This is a genomic window from Tahibacter harae, from assembly GCF_024437735.1.
Classification (GTDB): domain Bacteria; phylum Pseudomonadota; class Gammaproteobacteria; order Xanthomonadales; family Rhodanobacteraceae; genus Tahibacter; species Tahibacter harae.
The window spans coordinates 92,772-110,471 of sequence record NZ_JANFQO010000016.1 but is presented as its reverse complement, the minus strand read 5'-3'; the positions used below and the strand labels follow the sequence as shown (position 1 = coordinate 110,471).

Sequence of the window (17,700 nt, the reverse complement as noted above, 5' to 3'; positions counted from 1 at the left end):
CTTTTGCTGTTGCTTCTGCGCACACGGATGTGCGCCGCCTTACCGGGGCCCCATAAGCCGCGGCGAGGCGGAGTAGGACCAGCCCGCGCGCAGCGCGGGTAGCATCCAGGGATGGGCGCGAGTCGTGCGCAGGGCCAGGATGACCCTTCGCACGACCCCGTAGCCGCCTCGCGAAGCCGAAGGGCAGGATTCCCGTAGGCCGCGGCTTCTGGGGTGTGTTTTCTTTGCCTACTTTCTTTTGCAACGGCGGTTTCAGCCGGTCAACGAAACGCCTTCCCGCCGCAGCCGCAAGGCCAGCGCCCAGCCCCCTTTCACAAACCCAAATCCCCCCAATACGCAAAACACCCCACCCCAGTGACATCCCCCCGGAACCCACCCCGATCCCGGCAAAAAACCCGCCCAAAAACCCGGAAACCCAGCCCCATCAACCCCCACTCCCAATACCACCTCAGCTAAACTCCCCCACAGAAACACTGATGAGACCCGTGGCAACGCGCCCCACCAAGCGCCGCGCCCACTCGGAGGATGCCGCGATGGGGAGATCGCCGTTTCGCACGCTGCTGGCCGGCTTCTGCCTGGCCCTGACCGCCTGTAGTGGCGGCAGCAACTCCGGCAGCACCGTCGGCACCGCACCGCCGACCAATCCTCCACCCGGCTCCACCGACTCCGGCTGCAGCGGATCCTGCGGCACTGCCCAGTCTTTCCTCACGGAAGACGACGTACGGAAGGTCATCGCCCAGGGCGTGGCCGAGGCGCGCGCCCAGGGCAAGCCGGCCACCTTCGTCGTGGTCGATCGCGTCGGCAACGTGCTGGCCGCCTACGCCATGGCCGGCGCGCCGGCGACGGTGCTGGTCAGCTCCGGCCGCGGCGTGGTCGGCGGGCTGGAAGGCCTGCGCGTGCCGGCGGAATTCGCCGCCATCGCCAAGGCGCTGACCGCGGTCTACTTCTCCTCCGAAGGCAATGCCTTCACCTCGCGCACTGCGGGCCAGATCGCGCAGGAGCATTTCAACCCCGGCGACCGCACCGCGCCGTCGGGCCCGCTGTTCGGCGTGCAATTCTCGCAGCTGCCGTGCTCGGATATCAGCACGCGCTTCAGCGTGGGCACCGGCGCCGGCCCGCACCGTTCGCCCATAGGCCTGTCGCCGGATCCCGGTGGCATTCCGCTGTACAAGGCCGGCGTGCCGGTGGGCGCCGTGGCCGCGGCCGGTGCGGACGATCTGTACAGCCTGGACGACAACGCCGCCGACAAGGACCGCAATCTCGACGAATTCGTCGCCCTGGCCGCCACGTTCGGCTTCGCCGCGCCGCAGGACCGCCGCGCCGACCGCATCACCGCCGGCGGCCTTTCGCTGCGTTTTACCGATGTGGAATTTGCCGAACTGGCGCGCGACCCGGCCAGCGCCCCGCCCTTCGCCAACCTCACGCCCGCCGACGGCAGCCTGCTGGATGTACCCGGCTATGCGGACCCCGTCGTGCTGCGCGGCCTGGCCCTGGGCACGGTGGAGTCCGGCATACGCCCCGATACCACGGATTACCCCGGCCTGGACGCCTTCGTGCTCGACAACGGCAGCGGCACCAACCGCTATCCGCCACGCGCCGGCACCGACGGCGCCGCGGCGCTGACGCAGAGCGAAGTCCGCACCATCGTCCAGGAATCACTCAAGGTCGCCGCGCGCACCCGCGCCCAGGTGCGCAAGCCGCTGGGCTCGCGCGCCGGCGAAACCGTGGTCGTGGTCGACAGCAACGGCGTGGTGCTGGCGCTGGCGCGCTCGCGCGATGCGCTGGTCGACGCGGTCGACGTCACCACGCAGAAGGCGCGCACCGCCGCCTTCTTCTCCGGCAGCTTCACCGCCGCCGATATCGCCACCACCGCCAGCGCGCGCTACCTGCGCGCCAGCCTCGATTTCAGTGCCGGCATCGTGGATTTCTCCACCGTCGCGCAGAGCGCCCCCGGCCGCTACGTGCCGCTGCTGCGCAATTTCCTCGGCCTGCCCACTGCCTGGAGCGACGGCCAGGTTGCCTATTCGCTGCGCACCATCGGCAACCTGTCGCGGCCGTTCTATCCCGATGGCGTGCCCGGCAGCCCGCCCGGGCCGCTGAGCCTGCCCTTCAACCAGTGGAGCCCGTTCCAGGATGGCCTGGAGCTGGATCTGGTCTACAACCAGATCGCCGCGCACGTCGCCTTCTATCTCAACCAGAAAGGCCTGGCACTGAACCTCGACGGCGTGCCGCTGGCGCCGGCGCCCACGCCGGGCAATCCGCAGCCCATCGCCGATGTCGGCAGCAACTGCACCGGCATTCCGCGCCTGCCCAACGGCATGACCCTGTTCGGCGGCGGCTTCCCCATCTACCGCGGCAACACGCTGATCGGCGGCGTGGCGGCATCGGGCGACGGCACCGACCAGAGCGACCTCGTCGCCTTCCTCGGCCTGCACAACGCCGGCGTCGCGCTCAACACCGGCGTGGGCAATGCGCCGCTGAACCTGCGCGCGGACAAGCTGGTGCCTTCCGGCGCGCGCCTGTCCTACGTGCAATGCCCGCAGTCGCCGTTCCTCAATTCCAACGAACAATTCGTCTGCGAGGGCAAGTGACATGCGCCCCTTCCGACTGCGTCCGCTGTGCGCGCTGCTGCTGGCGGCGCTGGCGGCTACGGGCACGGCCCGCGCCGATACCGCCAGCGTGGGCCTGCACTGGCTGGAACTGACGCAACTATTGCCGGCGCCGACCTACGATCCCTTCGCCTCCGAAATCCCGCGCCGCCGGCCCGGTCATCCGTACGAACGCTGGACGCCGTCGCCGCCGCAGAACCCGGACAATGTCGACCCGGCACCGGTGGACCAGGCCGGCGAATTCATCCCCGTGCCGGACCGCTGGCGCATCATGGAATCGCTGGGCTTCAAGCACCCCTGGTACGACCCGTACAACCAGAACGCGCTCAAGGCCGACAAGCCGGTCATAGGCAAGGACTGGTTCTTCAACCTGCTTGCCGTCTCCGACACGCTGATCGAACCGCGCAGCATTCCGACACCGGCCGCGCCGCAATCGCCCAGCGATCCCGGCACCAACGACACGCTGGGCGACGTGGACCAGCTCATCGCCGCGCAGACCGTCATCGCCAGCGGCCTGCTGTACAAGGGCGATACCACCTTCAAGCCGCCCACCTACGAGTTCAAGGCCACGCTGGCCTTCAACTACAACCGTGTGCGCACCGAGGAAACGCGCACGCTGACGGTCGATCCCACCTTCGGCGAAACCCGCGACGACGGCTTCGTCGGCGTGCAGGAACTGTTCTTCACCTGGGACTATTCCAGCGAACGCCCGCGCTACGACTTCGACGATTTCCGCATCGGCATACAGCCCTTCTCCAGCGATTTCCGCGGCTTCCTGTTCCAGGACAACCAGCCCGGCATCCGCTTCTTCGGCACGCGCGATTCCAACCGCTGGCAGTACAACGTCGCCTGGTTCCGGCGCCTGGAAAAGGACCTGAACTCCGGCCTCAACGACGTCACCGAAAGCCCGCGCAAGGACGATATCTTCGTCGCCAACCTGTACCGGCAGGATTTCCCGGTCAAAGGCTTCACCTCGCAGGCCACGGTGATCCACAACCGCAACCGCGAGACCGACTCCTTCTACGATTCCAACGGCTTCATCGTGCGCCCCGCCGCCATCGGCCGCGAAGCGCCGCGCGAATACGACGTCACCTATATCGGCTACAACGGCGACGGGCATTTCGGCCGGCTCAATCTCACCGTTTCCGGCTACTACGCCATCGGCGATCAATCCGCCGGCGTGTTCGTCGCCGAAGGCACAGATATCCGCGCCGGCTTTCTCGCCGCCGAAGCCTCGATGGATTTCGACTGGATCCGCGCCCGCCTCTCCGCCGCCTACGCCAGCGGCGACGACGATCCGTTTGACGACCGCTCCACCGGCTTCGATGCCATCTTCGAAAATCCCATCTTCGCCGGCGCCGACACCAGCTACTGGATACGCCAGAACGTACCGCTGATCGGCGGCGGCGGCGTGGCCATCTCCCAGCGCAATGGCCTGCTGCCGGACCTGCGGCCGTCCAAGGAGCAGGGCCAATCCAACTTCGACAATCCCGGCCTGCGCCTGATCGGCCTGGGCGCGGATTTCGACCTGACGCCGCAATCGCGCCTGTCCGGCAACATCAACCAGCTGTGGTTCGACAAGACCGAAATTCTTGAGACCGCGCGCAACCAGGCCAACATCGGCCGCAGCATAGGCACCGATGTCTCCGTAGCCTGGATCTGGCGGCCGTTCGCGACGCAGAACATCGTCTGGCGGCTTTCCGGCGCGGCGCTATTGCCGGGTTCGGGGTTCAAGGATCTGTATGGCGATCAGAAGTCGCTGTACTACACGGTGCTGGGGAACCTGATCCTGACGTACTAGATCCGATTCGATACATTTTTTAGGAGTCTAAATGAACATTGTCGGCCAGTGGCATAGCCCGATGCTTCTAAAAAGGCGCACAGGCACTAGCCAATATACGACGGACCTGGAAAACATCCCAAAAGGCCCTGGCGTTTATGTATTCACGCGAAAATTCGGCGAGAACTACAGCGTCATTTACGTCGGAAAAGCTATGAACTTGTTTAATCGAATAGCAGGCCAGCTAAATAATAACAAGTTGATGACGGACCTTCTTCAGCAAAAAGAAAACGCCAAAGCAAAAAATGGCGGCCGATTTCTACTTTTCTGTGAGATTAAACCCAAATCCGGGCAGGATAAGCAGAAGATTACAGCCCTGGTAGAAAAAGCATTGATCCAACAGTTTCTGCTTGACGGACATCCTTTGGTCAATATCAAGAGTGCCAGACGCCCTTCGCACTCCATCAGTTTTCGCGGCAATCAGAGCTCAAAAAATCTATCTGGAAAAGAGCTAGTCATACATGCTTAATGTGGTCAGGAGCCGGTAATGAATCGTTCCGCGCGCGTTATCAGAGCATTGGCAGTAGCCGTTTTTCTTTGCTCATTCGCGAAATTCACCGGAGCATCCGGTGAGGCGAAGCGCGTCGACCGCACCTACGTCACCGCCCCCCCCGCCCCCGCCTTCCAGACCTGGGGTCAAGCCGACGCCAAATCCGCCGGCTGCGTTTCCTGCCATACCGCCTCCGACCGCAAGACCATGCACGCCAGCGAAGCCGTAGTGCTGGGCTGTACCGACTGCCACGGCGGCGATGCCACCGTCTTCGGCAATGCACCGCCGGCAAACCCCGGCGCCACCAAAGGCGACAAGCACGCCGAAATCGGCCACGCCGCCAGCGCCGGCGGCGGTGCCTCCGCGTCCGCCGCCCCACGCAACTACAGCGCCGGCTATATCGCCGCCATGGACAAGGCCCACGTACTGCCGCAATACCCGGAACGCTGGCCCACCAGCGCCAACCCGCCGCGCAGCTACACCCACCTGATCCAGGAAGCGCCAGAATTCGCCCGCTTCATCAACCCCGGCGATCTGCGCATCGCGCGCGAATCCTGCGGCGCCTGCCATCTGCCGCTGATCCAGCAGGCGGAAAAAAGCCTGATGGCCAACGCCGCCATGTTCTGGGGCGCCGCCGCGTACAACAACGGCATACTGCCGTTCAAACATTCGATACTCGGCGAAGCCTATACCCGCGACGGCAAACCCTCCGCCGTCAGCAACGGCGTGGAAAACGATGCCGCCATGGATGCCGCCGGCATCCTGCCAAAGATCAGCCCCATGCCCGCCTGGGAAACCGTGCCGCCGGCCGATGTATTCCGCGTGTTCGAACGCGGCGGCCGCAATATCTCCAACCTGTTCCCCGAGATCGGCGTACCCAGCGAAACCGGCGCCATCCAGCGCCTGGAAGAACCCGGCCGCCCCGATCTCAAGCAATCCAACCGCGGCCCCGGCACCGGCAGCCGCGTCGCGATTCCGGTGCTCAATATCCACAAGACCCGCCTCAACGACCCGTTCACCTGGTTCCTGGGCACCAACGACAACCCCGGTGATTTCCGCTCCTCCGGCTGTTCCGCCTGCCACGTGATCTACGCCAACGACCGCGATCCGCGCCACTCGGCCATCCACGCCAAGTACGGCAACATGGGCATGAGCGCGCAGATCGACCCCACCATTCCCAAGGGCGAATCCGGCCACCCGATCAAGCACAAATTCACCCGTCAGATCCCCACCAGCCAGTGCATGATCTGCCACATGCACCAGCCGAACATGTTCATCAATTCCATGCTCGGCTACACCATGTGGGATTACGAATCCGATGCACCCTTCCTGTGGCCGGAGAAACAGCACTACCCGGACGACGAGGAAATCTTCAAGACCCTCAACCGCAACCCGGAAGAAGCGGCCATCCGCGGCAAATGGCGCGATGTGGATTTCCTGAAAGACGTCTCCCTGCTCAACCCGCAGCTGAAGGACACCCAATTCGCCGACTACCACGGCCACGGCTGGAACTTCCGCGGCATCTTCTCGCGCGACCGCAAGGGCAACCTGCTGGATGCACAGCAGCAGAAAATTGACGACAACGATCCCAAGAAATGGCAGAAAGCCGTCCACATGTCCTCCATCCACGTCGATGTCGGCATGCAATGCGTGGACTGCCATTTCGCCCAGGACAACCACGGCAACGGCTATCTCAAGGCCGAAGTCATGGGCGCCGTCGAAATCCAGTGCCAGGACTGCCACGGCACCGTCGACAACCTGCCCACGCTGAAAACCTCCGGCCCCGCCGCGCCCAAGAACGGCCGCGACCTGCTGCTGATCCGCAACCCCGACGGCAAGAAGCGCTTCGAATGGAACGGCGATACGCTGATCCAGCGCTCCGCCGTCACGCCCGGCCTGGAATGGACCATGAGCCTGACCAAGGACGTGTCCAACCCCGCCTCGCCCCACTACAACGAAAAGGCCACCCGCGCCCACGCCATGTCGCGCGACACCGCCACGCAGAAATTCGGCGCCGACGTGCCGCTGGACCAGCGCGCCCACGGCGACGACAAGATGCTGTGCTACACCTGCCACACCTCGTGGACCACCAGCTGCGGCGGCTGCCACCTGCCCATCCAGGCCAATGCGCAGACCGAACGCCACAAATACGAAGGCGGCTTCACGCGCAACTTCGCCACGTACAACCCGCAGGTTGCCCGTGACGACATGTTCTTCCTCGGCGTACACGGCGGCATCAAGGATCACAAGATCGCGCCGGTACGTTCCTCCTCCGCGCTGATCCTCAGCTCCACCAACATCAACCGCGAACGCATCTACATCCAGCAGCCGCCCGTATCCTCCGCCGGCTACTCGTCCCAGGCCTTTGCGCCGCACTACCCGCACACCGAACGCAAGACCGAAACCAAGACCTGTACCGACTGCCATCTCTCCAAGGACAACGACAACAACGCCATCCTCGCCCAGACCCTGCTGCTGGGCACCCGCTTCGTCGACTTCGTCGGCTTCAACGCCTGGGTAGGCGGCGACGGCGAAATCGCCGCCGTGCGCGTCACCGAATGGGACGAACCCCAAGCCGTCATCGGCAGCTACCTGCAGCGCTACGCCTACCCCGACTGGTACGCCAACCACCAGAAAGCCGGCCAGCGCCTGCAGGAAGCCTACGAACACAACGCCGGCAAGGCCCAGTGCCTACAGCTGCGCGGCGAATACCTGTACGTGGCCGAAGGCGACAAAGGCATGCGCGTCTACGACGTGGCCAGCATCGCCAACAAAGGCTTCTCCCAGCGCATCATCACCGCACCTTCGTCCGCTCTGGGCCAGGACACCCGCATCGCTAGCAAAAACGCCACCTGCGTGATGCTCGCCACCACCCAACCCGTTTCCTTCGCCCGCAACGAAGCCGCACGCAAGATCGAGGCGAACCAGGAACAGCCCATGCACCCGATCTATCGGTACGCCTATATCACCGATAGCGAAGAAGGCCTGATCGTCACCGACATCGACACCCTGGCCGACGGCGAATTCCGCAACAACTTCCTCACCCGCGCCGCCACCTGGAACGAAGGCGGCGTACTCACTGGCGCCAGGCACCTGGCCATTGCCGGCACCACCTTCTATGTGGCCACCGACGCCGGCATCGTCGTCCTCGACATGAACGACCCGCTGCGGCCCAAGCGCATCGCTACCGTACCCATCGCCAACGCCCGGGCCGTGCAGGTGCAGTTCCGCTATGCCTTCGTCACCGCGGCCGATGGCCTGCATGTGCTCGATGTGACCAAGCCCGCCGAAGCCCACGAAGTACCCGGCGCCTTCCTGCGCCTGGGCGACGCACGCAAGCTGCATCTGGCGCGGACGTATGCCTATATCGCCAACGGTGCAGAAGGGTTGGCCATCGTCGATATCACCCGGCCCGAGCAGCCCAGGCTGTACGAGATGTTCAACGCCGGCGGGAAGCTCAATGACGCGAACGACGTGATCGTTGGCACGACCAATGCTTCATTGTTCGCGTATGTGGCGGATGGGAGGAATGGGGTGAAGGTGATACAGCTCACCAGTCCCGAGTCGCAGCCTAAGTTCTACGGCTTCAGTCCGGATCCCAAGCCGCAATTGATTGCCTGGCGGGAGACGGCGAAGCCGGCGTTGGCGCTGTCGCGGGGCCTCGAACGTGACCGTGGCGTGGATGAGAGCGGGAACCAGATTGCGGTGTTTGGACGCATCGGGTCGCGGCCGTTCAATCTGGAGGAGATGAAGAAGCTGTATCTCGATGCCGATGGAAGGCCTTGGAGTGTGAGCGATACCACGCCGAAATAGTCTTTATGTCTAGCTAGCTATTCATGAAAACGCCGAAAGTTTCTCAACTCTTTCTTCAACTTCAACAGGAGGCGTATCTCTCGTCTTCTCTGATTGCGAGCGGACTCACCGAGCTACGAAGGGCTCACGTTGGCGATAGGGGGCGCTACTACAATGCCTTCTTTCATCTTTCGATTGGGATGGAGCGTCTATGCAAGCTGATCCTAATTCTTAATCACCTCGCGACGAATCACCTTAAACCGCCTGGCATCGCGGCGATCAAGGGATTCTCTCACGACCTCTCCAACCTATACCGCACGGCCCTTTCAGCCTACGGGATTGCCACGACACATCCAACTGAGCCGCTAGTTGCGAGTTTTATTGACTTCCTTAGCACGTTTGCCAAGTCGACGCGTTATTCGAACCTCGACGCCCTTGCATCCGGCAATTCCGGGGTTGACGTGCTCGCCGAATGGAATTCACTGATCGAAGTTGTTGTCGCAGCACATGTGCGTCCCCGGAAGCAAAAGAAGTTCGAAACGATTGCAGCGCTCGCCGAGTCCGCTCTTGCCGAGAATAGTTTTGTACTCGCGCACGACCTTTCAGGACGCCCAATGGGTCTTGGAGACTGGTTTCGCTTGCCCGCACTGCACGACGAAGCGGCTAAGCATGCGGTATGGATAATGATTCAAGCATTGGAGCCACTCACCGATGCTGTTGGCCGTGCTGGCGCGGCCGCTGAGTCTGCAAGCCGTGCCAATTCAGCAAGTCAACTCCAAATACCAGATATGCCCGAGTTCTTCTACTTTCTATATCCCGATCGTCAATACGTACTGCGCAAGAAGAGATGGCCATAGCGCATGAAAATTTGATCTGATCTCACTTCAAATATTTCGACCAGTTCACGACTTTGTGCCATCACTTTTGCGCACCTAGACAAGCTTGTCTAACAGCAGGGTCATATGCAAACGCAACTTTTGGGATTGTCAAGTGAACAGTGGGCGGCGGTCTCGGCAATCGCCTCTTCAATTTCAGCACTAGTTGCTGCCTTCGCCATCTTCTTTTCCGCTCTCGCCACCAAAGCGGCTTTGAGCGCCGCACGCGCAGCCAACGAAGCCAATGAACAAAATCGATTGATGGCAAAGGAAGCTCGTGAGCGACGAGCCAGATCGGTAGCCGGGCCACTGAAGCGTGAAATAGAAGAACTATTGCGGGCATTGACCCCATACTATGCTACGAGATCCGCCATTCCCGCCAAAGGGACGTGGATGATTGGCACGATGTGTAAACGAGCAATAGAAGCACCGCTGTTAGAGCGACTGGTCGAACGATGGGATGATTTCGACGAGAACACCGCGAGCCGGTTGGGGCACTTGGCATCTGCAGTCGCAAGGATGCATGGGCCGTATGACGTTGATTCAATTCCAGAGGACTCCCCTGACTTTGTAACCAAAAGCTTTCTCGACAATATGGCCAAGGACTTTGATCGCCTGAGCCATGCTGCTGCTCGCGCCGCAGAGTGTCTTTCAAAATACACTCAGGAAGATGAGGAGATAGATCCTAAAACCCCACACCCATTCGAGGAGATTGAGGCGGAAGCCAGCAAGCACCACAATCGCTCGGCGGATACTGACTAGCATTCAATCTGAGACTTAAGGAACCTCTGAACAAGCTCTCAGGAACCTGTCGATGCGGTAGATGAGCTCCGGTGATTAGGAGTACGCGAACAGACGCCGTTTCAGTGACGAACATCGCTCCGGCATGAAGACCATGGAGAGGCTCGCAAGGCCTACCAGCTAAGGTCAATTTCTCGAATCCGCCGAGAGAATCCATCCACACAAGGTGTAGACCGACGCTATATTCAATTCCCACAAAAAGGTCTAGCTGGCTAACTCTTCCCTGCTCGCGAAAAATCCCCATGCCTGCTGATAAAAATTCCATACCGATCAATATCGTTGGATTTGGCGTTATAGATGGAGCAAATCCAGTCGTTATCGTCGGTCCAAACGGGGCCGGAAAATCGCAAACAATGCGAAGTACAGTAAACCCAGATCGCTTCATTTCAGCTCAGCGAAAGACGTTTCTCAGTGACAGACTATCGGCCTACTCCTCAGAGCAACTCGCGAACGAACTCGCTGGGCAATACAACAATGCAAGAAACGCCCCCTGGGCACAATCAAACGAGGTGGATGCGCTGTTCTCGGGCCTAATTGGCGAAGACTACAACTCCTTGTTGCGGGATCGAAATGTTAAGCGTGGAAGGTTCGACGAAGCGGCTTCGACCATTCCTCCCAAGCTCGAGCAGCTAGTCGACTTCTGGGAAGTTGTTTTTCCGGAAGCCCGACTAACTTTCAGTGATTTCGCACCACGAGTGTATAAAGTCGGTCGACCTGAACAAAAGTATCCGGCGCGCGCGATGAGCGATGGCGAACGTGCGTGCTTGTACCTTGCCGCGAGAATCCTTACAACAAGCCCAGGATTTATCGTAATCGACGAACCAGAACTTCACCTCCACAGGCGACTGGCGGTGAACTACTGGAACGAGCTTGAGCGCCTCCGGCCGGACTTACGTTTCGTATACATCACGCACGACCTAAATTTTGCACTTTCTCGATCTGCTCCGACAGTGATCGCGATCGCTCCTGATCAGCCAATTCGTCAAATAGAGATTGGCCATCTCTCTAGCTCGATGGCAGCGCACCTGCTCGGTGCAGCCACATTAACGACAAACGCGAACCGCTTTGTATTCTTTGAAGGAACCGAAGGCAGCAATATTGCAAATCGACTCATGCAGGCTTGGATAAAATCTGCGGGATCCGTGGCGATTCCAGCGGCGAACCTTCGCCAAGTTGTCTCAGCAACCAGGTCCCTGTCCGAATTGCCAATTGTCGCAAACGCAAAGGTAGAAGGGCTTGTGGACCGCGACCACGGCCCAAATGAATTTCTAGCGACCCTCGGAGCAAACATCCGCGTACTAGATCTTCATGAAATCGAGAGCGTATTGGCAATTCCGCAGATTGTGCGCGCAGTCGCCGGTATCTATGGGAGGCAAGATGCTGACTATTGGGAAGTTTTCCTCGAGAGAGCGCGCAAAGCGCTCCGCGCCACACTTCCAAAGTCGATTTCGGACCGAGCGCGAGCGCGTATTGATCAGCTCCTGTATGGCAGCTTCACGCCCACCGAGATTCGGATAACTCTCGACGAAACAAGGGATGCCCACGCAGAAAAACTCGCAACCCTCGATTTGTCCGCACGCTTCGTTGACTTTTTCGAAGAAGAAAGACTGCGCGTTTCCTCTTCACTCGAAACGTTAGATACGGCGATATTGATTTATCTATCTGGAAAAATCGCACTCAACGAAGCCGCGATCGCACTAGGAGTGTCGCGCGAAACCTATGTGTCAACAGTTCTCGCTGCAGTTTCCGACACCGAACACCCATATCATCAGCAGATTGTGCAGGCATTGGCGCAGTATCTACCAGATCGTTGAATCCGGCCATCGGCACCTCGGAGACTGGCCCCGAATTTCCTGCATATGTAATCTATCGCCGCACTTACCTCGCCCTAAAGAAGCGCTCATTGCTCAGGTCTAAACTTGGTGAAAGATCATGCCGAACGAATTCCCAGCCATGAAAACCATGCTGCTACCGCAGTATCAGCAGTCTCAGGCATTTATGGAACGCTTCCTTGTCGCTGCTCATAAAGCCGGAATCTCAATTGAACGCTGCCGATCTGACGCGAACATCCAAACTATTGATATTAAGGAAATGTCACTAGACAGACTTGATTATTTTGTGCAGCACAAAGACTCTTTTCGGAGAGAATTTTGTGAAGACCTTAGTGAAAAAATCTCTAGGGATGACTTTCAACTGTTTTGTGAGGTCATTTCGAACGACTGGTTCGACGGGAAACGCCTTCGCGTAGAGGGCCGATCTCGCCGCCTCAAAAGGTCCGTGCTCGACTATTTGAAAACTATATGTCAAATGAACAGCGCGGTTGAATCGTTTGTTCAAACCACTGATCTCCCTACAGATGTCGAGCCGCTCATACCCATCCAAAGTATCGCCGCTATTCTGGCAACTAATGATCAGATGATTCTTCGCCACACGCACGAGTGGAAGAAGATCCATTCAAATTACGACACGCTAAGCAACAACGACATATTTCTTAGGCGCGGATTGGCACTGGATCGCGAGCTCAGTACTGAACACCTATACAGCGAGTGGGATTTCATCAACTCTTACTCTATCGCCTTCACTTGCCCAGAAAAATTCTCGCAACTAGTTAGCGGAAACATTCCGGCTATCGTAAATGGTGATATAGCACTATTCGATGGGCGAGTACTGTTCTTCTCGCCATTCATTCCGGACATGGAGGTTGGCCAGCTGGAGTTCGGGATCATTCCTTCAGACAAGCCGCTCCCAATTCGCAGTCAAGGAGTCCATAGTGGAATCTATGAATATCTACTTGATCCGATTTGAGGTAACTCTTTCAAGCCTGTGCCGCCTTCCGACCTAGCTTAGCTCAGACGTTAAATCGTCTTGCGGCACCGTATCGGAGTAACGGGGCCAGGCTAACTTCCTGAGCATCATTTGCTGAGTTGACCTGACGCCGCCACCGGTTTCCAGCCCCCCCCCTTCTCGACCAGAGCAGTCAGAATGGCCAGCACAGCTGGTGTTGGCGTTCTAGCGTTTCGCTACATACGGTTCTCGGGCGCGGCGTCGGACTCCGCGTACGGCGAATCCACCTACCCAGCCGGTGTTTCGTGCAGCTCTCGGAGCCGTTTTAGCAATTCATCTCTGCTCAGCTTTGGAATGCCGTCTTCGTTCAGCTCGTAATCAATGCTCGCCGACGTCACCCCTGAGCTCTTGTGCCACGGCCGCGAAAAATCCTCGACCTCCTCGGGACAAAGGAATTTGCATTCGCTAGCCAACTTGCCGCTCTCGACCAGCAGGGCTGAAACTGTGTTACGAATAGACATAGCAACCAGTTGGAACTGTTGTACTACGCGATCCATTTCCCAGTTGACCGAAGTACTTTTTGATCGCAGTTGATACTTTTCTCGCCCATGAATGCGCTCCAACGCGAAGAAAGTTACCCCGAAATCTGAGCCGCCCATACTCTGCGCAGGGCCGGGTTTTCCAGTATCAGGATCTTCGAGGGCTATCGCGAGCTTGAACCCCCCGGAGCGCACACGAAAGCCATGCTTGAGCGCGTTGTATTGCTCGATCTCGCTAGTGTTGATAAATGCGTTGGCCAAGCGTCGCCAGAAATCTGCAAACCCTTGAATCATTTGCGCTTGGCGCTGCGTCCCCGTTCGATAGGCCCGCATGACGATGCCAGCAATAGCGTCCCACGAAATACGTCGTAACTCGGGGTAAGGATTCAGAAGTTCAGCACGGCGATTGACACGCTCGACAAGCTCGCGAAGGCCTTGATTTGAGCATTTGCCAATCCACGCGTACGTGCAATGTGGCGCCTGAACAATGGCGCCCAACAGCGAAAACATGACCTCTGTAGCGTGGTGAAGTCCCATCTGAAGCGCGACCATGGCGCGCCTTTCATCTTCGGCGGCCATATACGCTTGAAAGAGAAACTCGAAATAGTCGGGATCGAGCCCATCGAGAAACTGTTTGTTGCGCTCCCTCACATTGCCCTCCCAGAGGCAATAGGGCTCTTCCACGACCGCGAAAACAACTGCTTCCAAAATGACCCCCAGTGTGTGGTCGCACGTCCCGGGTATTGTTCCCAAGAACTCCGCGCCCCAGCTCCTACGTTAGTCAACGCTCGTACAAAACGAATGCCGTCCTTGCGGGGTGCTGGTGTACGTTCCAAGTCACACCCCCGCCGGTCACAGGACACTCAAGAACTCGCTACTTTTTCCTACGTTACGATCAAATTCGATCCCGTAAGCGTAGAGCCAAACATGCGCCCCGCCCTCGAGTAACAGATATGAAGCCTTGACGCTCAAGTTGGTCGAAGTCGTTCTCAAAGAACCGTTGAAAAGCTGGGTCAGCCTGACCCGTTTTCGCTAGAGGTCGATTGTCACTGACGAAGGAACAAAGTGCTTGACCTCTTTGATTAAGTTGTTTGTCAGCGTCTGCACCGGAATACGCTTACCTTGCACGTTGTGAACGGGCTGCCCTTCTTCGACGTAGTGGCGAATCATGAGTTTTTCTGCCGCCTTCAATGAGCTTTCAACCGTTTGGCCTGGCTTAGTCTTCAGTTCGGCCCAGACAAGGCGGCGCTTCCCATTCTTCGCGTTATTTATTGCCGTCATAAGTCCGTGGTTGTTGAGTTGGCCTTTGATGCGCCCCTGCAGCTTCATAGCTTTGCCGACATAGAAGATTTGCACCTTGGTGCCGTACTCGCGAAAGAAGATGTACACACCAGGCGTGCTAGGGATCGACTTGATTACCGGATCGGTTTTTCCCACTGGAAGGTCGATTGGTTTTCGCCAGTTCAGGAGCGGGTTGAGGGCCATCATGTTTCCTTTTTTGTCTGCGAGCCACGTGGGGGCTCGACGTTTAGTGCCTGAATTTGATCCGAACAGCCAAAATGCGTCGGCTTGAATGAATTGCTAAGGAGCGGCTGCGGCAAGAGCACCACCACCCATAAAAGCATTAATTGCATTTACCACTGCACCGCATGGGTTTGACATCTGCATTAGATCGAGCATCGACCAGTCGGCCGTGGCTTTTGGGAACGCAATTTCTTCGTCCTCAACGGGAACAACCGCGTCGAACGACGGAGCCAGATCAACCTCCAACGTCATTGAAGCCCCACGAAAATTAGTCTGACCCAGTTTACGCCGCGGAATACGCCTACTCCGCGCCAACACTGGCCTAAGCCTGTCGTCCGACGCAGCAACCTCCCAGCTTTGAGCAAAATATACTCGGTTTGCGGTTGGTACAAATCCGTCCCCTTGACGCGATCCGCCCCCCAGGCAAACAATGCCGCCGTTGCCGCTAATTCGGCAACCGGGTTTAGCAGCCCGAAACTTAGGCGCACACAGCGCCGCTCCGAAAGCCGGCGCTTTTTCATGCCCGGAATTCCTGCGGTGTGGTCTGCCGATTTCTGGCGACGGTGTGCGGGGAGCCGCAAGGCTCGCCGGTCCTAAGCCGGTCTGCTAACCCGCACACCGTCGCCACCCCTTTCACATCCGTCTCGGGTGGCGACTCCACACAAAGGGAGTTGTCCATGGAAGACCGGTACGCTTGTCTCGTTGCCACTCGCCAACGCTCAATGCCTTCCGCCGCGCCTGCCGCGGGTGTTCGCCAAGGAGGGCTGCGCCATGACTGACTACGGCTCGTTTCACCCCATCGAACGCTTTGTCGAAGGGGCAGACCCGGTGCTGTTCGTCTTCGCCACCGATACACCGGCCCAGCGCCGGGCCCTGCGTGACGAGATGGTGGCGCGGCTGACGGCTATCGCCCACCTCAGCGAAACCATGACTTACTCGGAGATCGAGTCGCCGGACCCGCGTTCGCACCAGGGCATCCTCGACTGCGTGGCCATCCTCTCGCGGGACGTGCGCGGGCTGCTGGAAGCCAGTTTCCGTACCGGGCCTTGAGTGACAGCGGCCGGGGCGGCGTCGCGCCGCCCCGGCGCTTGGGGGCAGGCCACGGATCAAGCGGCCGCCATCGGAAACCTCCGATGCTGCTTCCCGGACTGCCCTGCCCCGCCGCTCCGGCGACAGCGCCAGCCGTATCCGGGCTGCCGCGTCGCCAAGCCTCGGTCGGTGGTAACTGAATGCCGCGTATCCATGGCCGCCAACCATTCGCCGCCGCCTGAAACTCAGTCACCGATGAGTGAAATTCACTCACCCGCCACTGAAATTCGGTCACGTCTCCACGGCGCCACGCGCATCGTTGCCTGAAAAGCAGGCGCCAGCACCTGAAATTCATTCGCGCCTGGATGCGCCCCACCCAGTGCCGGCCAGCTTCCACGCAAGGGCCTCCGACAACCAACCGCGAACGGCTGTCCGCCAACCACGCGCGGCTGATGGGCGGTCGCGAACAGCAGCAAGTAACGGGTCAGGTTTTCGGCGGCGGCCGCAACGTCCGCCTCGCCCGAGTCCTGCCCTGGCCTTGAACAAGACTTTCAGGTATGTAGCTGCCTTTGCGCATCCTCTCGCCAAGGGGCCGTCCATGTTGCTACGCATCGCCTTCGTCACGCTCGCTGCCGCCGTTTCCATCGAGGCCCGGGCAGACAATCTGCTCACCAATCCCGATTTCCGTGTCGATGCCGCTGGCTGGACGATCCAGATCACCGGAAATGCCTCGGCCACCGTCGCGACAGTGGACGGGTCGCCGGATGCGGGCAGCCTCGAGTTGAGCGTTACCGGCAGCGACCCGTTCGATCCAGGGAGTGTCACGGTGAACCAGTGCATCCCCAGCTTCGGGCCTGGCCCCTGGGTGTTCGGCGGACGCTTGCGTCAGGTCAGCAGCACCGGGCCGTTCACGCAGGGACTCAGCGTCGATTTCCTCGCGGCACCCAACTGCGGCGTCGGCCTGACGCGATCGACGTACGCAGACCCCGGCGCGACCGTGCCCGGGGTCCAGGGCGATTACGTGCAGTACAGTGGCTCCGTGCCCACCGATCCCCTCCCCGGCGGCGGGCCGACGCGGTCGGTGCTGATTTCCTACCAGCTCTTTTCGTCCTTTGGCACGACGACGGTGTTTCGCCTCGACAAGGTCTATTTCGGTCCGCCGGGAACAACGCCGGTGGAGCTGATTCATTACGACGTGCAGTGAGCGCGCAGCCGTGACGGTTAAGTAACGGCCAAGATCAGGACACCTACCGACCCGATCCCGCTCAGGCAGCTCGCAGCCACGTCGATTGGCCGAATGGCGATGCTGGCCCATCCGCCTTCGTCGAGAATGGTCTGAACCTGACGGCTATCCTCAAAGGCGAGCCGGGAGTACGGACGGCGGCGCAGCACGCCGCGATCCACTGTCGGGAAGCGG

At 59.7% G+C, this 17,700-nt stretch carries 12 protein-coding genes; 10 read left to right on the top strand and 2 right to left on the bottom strand.

Features of this window, described 5'->3' with window-relative positions:
• Positions 1–533 precede the first annotated feature (533 nt).
• The 8 genes from NM961_RS16875 to NM961_RS16840 all read left to right on the top strand — a co-directional run bounded on the left by NM961_RS16875 (position 534) and on the right by NM961_RS16840 (position 13,212).
• Complete coding sequence (locus NM961_RS16875; RefSeq protein ID WP_255915585.1) at positions 534–2,591, top strand: heme-binding protein; 2,058 nt, start codon at positions 534–536, stop codon at positions 2,589–2,591.
• A gap of 1 nt (position 2,592) precedes the next feature.
• On the top strand, positions 2,593–4,410 hold the full coding sequence (locus NM961_RS16870) for a hypothetical protein (RefSeq protein ID WP_255915584.1): 1,818 nt from the start codon (positions 2,593–2,595) through the stop codon (positions 4,408–4,410).
• A 31-nt stretch (positions 4,411–4,441) separates the two neighbouring features.
• Positions 4,442–4,918: a GIY-YIG nuclease family protein gene (locus tag NM961_RS16865; RefSeq protein WP_255915583.1), complete on the top strand. Its 477-nt coding sequence runs from the start codon at positions 4,442–4,444 to the stop codon at positions 4,916–4,918.
• Positions 4,919–5,146: 228 nt separating this feature from the next.
• On the top strand, positions 5,147–8,752 hold the full coding sequence (locus tag NM961_RS16860; protein ID WP_255915582.1) for an LVIVD repeat-containing protein: 3,606 nt from the start codon (positions 5,147–5,149) through the stop codon (positions 8,750–8,752).
• A gap of 23 nt (positions 8,753–8,775) precedes the next feature.
• Positions 8,776–9,588, top strand: a complete 813-nt coding sequence (locus NM961_RS16855) for a hypothetical protein (protein ID WP_255915581.1) — start codon at positions 8,776–8,778, stop codon at positions 9,586–9,588.
• 105 nt (positions 9,589–9,693) lie between these two features.
• Positions 9,694–10,368: a hypothetical protein gene (locus NM961_RS16850; protein WP_255915580.1), complete on the top strand. Its 675-nt coding sequence runs from the start codon at positions 9,694–9,696 to the stop codon at positions 10,366–10,368.
• 281 nt (positions 10,369–10,649) lie between these two features.
• Entirely contained in the window at positions 10,650–12,221 is a 1,572-nt protein-coding gene (locus tag NM961_RS16845; RefSeq protein ID WP_255915579.1) for an AAA family ATPase, read from the top strand.
• Positions 12,222–12,360: 139 nt separating this feature from the next.
• Positions 12,361–13,212, top strand: coding sequence for a hypothetical protein (locus NM961_RS16840; RefSeq protein ID WP_255915578.1), 852 nt, complete (start codon positions 12,361–12,363; stop codon positions 13,210–13,212).
• A 266-nt stretch (positions 13,213–13,478) separates the two neighbouring features.
• On the opposite strand, the gene NM961_RS16835 is transcribed toward NM961_RS16840, so the two are convergent.
• Both NM961_RS16835 and NM961_RS16830 read right to left on the bottom strand, forming a co-directional pair.
• Entirely contained in the window at positions 13,479–14,414 is a 936-nt protein-coding gene (locus NM961_RS16835) for a hypothetical protein (RefSeq protein WP_255915577.1), read from the bottom strand.
• 348 nt (positions 14,415–14,762) lie between these two features.
• Positions 14,763–15,218, bottom strand: a complete 456-nt coding sequence (locus NM961_RS16830) for a GIY-YIG nuclease family protein (protein ID WP_255915576.1) — start codon at positions 15,216–15,218, stop codon at positions 14,763–14,765.
• 807 nt (positions 15,219–16,025) lie between these two features.
• Here NM961_RS16830 and NM961_RS16825 point away from each other — a divergent pair.
• Positions 16,026–16,304, top strand: coding sequence for a hypothetical protein (locus NM961_RS16825; RefSeq protein ID WP_255915575.1), 279 nt, complete (start codon positions 16,026–16,028; stop codon positions 16,302–16,304).
• Positions 16,305–16,881: 577 nt separating this feature from the next.
• Complete coding sequence (locus tag NM961_RS16820) at positions 16,882–17,487, top strand: hypothetical protein (protein WP_255915574.1); 606 nt, start codon at positions 16,882–16,884, stop codon at positions 17,485–17,487.
• Positions 17,488–17,700: the final 213 nt, after the last annotated feature.

What these genes read in the sequence shown, in the direction of transcription:
- NM961_RS16820 (WP_255915574.1), top strand. Translation starts at nt 16,882, where the DNA reads ATGTTGCTACGCATCGCCTTCGTCACGCTCGCTGCCGCCGTTTCCATC.
- NM961_RS16850 (WP_255915580.1), top strand. Translation starts at nt 9,694, where the DNA reads ATGCAAACGCAACTTTTGGGATTGTCAAGTGAACAGTGGGCGGCGGTC.
- NM961_RS16830 (WP_255915576.1), bottom strand. Translation starts at nt 15,218, where the DNA reads ATGATGGCCCTCAACCCGCTCCTGAACTGGCGAAAACCAATCGACCTT.
- NM961_RS16875 (WP_255915585.1), top strand. Translation starts at nt 534, where the DNA reads ATGGGGAGATCGCCGTTTCGCACGCTGCTGGCCGGCTTCTGCCTGGCC.
- NM961_RS16840 (WP_255915578.1), top strand. Translation starts at nt 12,361, where the DNA reads ATGAAAACCATGCTGCTACCGCAGTATCAGCAGTCTCAGGCATTTATG.
- NM961_RS16865 (WP_255915583.1), top strand. Translation starts at nt 4,442, where the DNA reads ATGAACATTGTCGGCCAGTGGCATAGCCCGATGCTTCTAAAAAGGCGC.
- NM961_RS16870 (WP_255915584.1), top strand. Translation starts at nt 2,593, where the DNA reads ATGCGCCCCTTCCGACTGCGTCCGCTGTGCGCGCTGCTGCTGGCGGCG.
- NM961_RS16825 (WP_255915575.1), top strand. Translation starts at nt 16,026, where the DNA reads ATGACTGACTACGGCTCGTTTCACCCCATCGAACGCTTTGTCGAAGGG.
- NM961_RS16855 (WP_255915581.1), top strand. Translation starts at nt 8,776, where the DNA reads ATGAAAACGCCGAAAGTTTCTCAACTCTTTCTTCAACTTCAACAGGAG.
- NM961_RS16860 (WP_255915582.1), top strand. Translation starts at nt 5,147, where the DNA reads ATGCACGCCAGCGAAGCCGTAGTGCTGGGCTGTACCGACTGCCACGGC.
- NM961_RS16845 (WP_255915579.1), top strand. Translation starts at nt 10,650, where the DNA reads ATGCCTGCTGATAAAAATTCCATACCGATCAATATCGTTGGATTTGGC.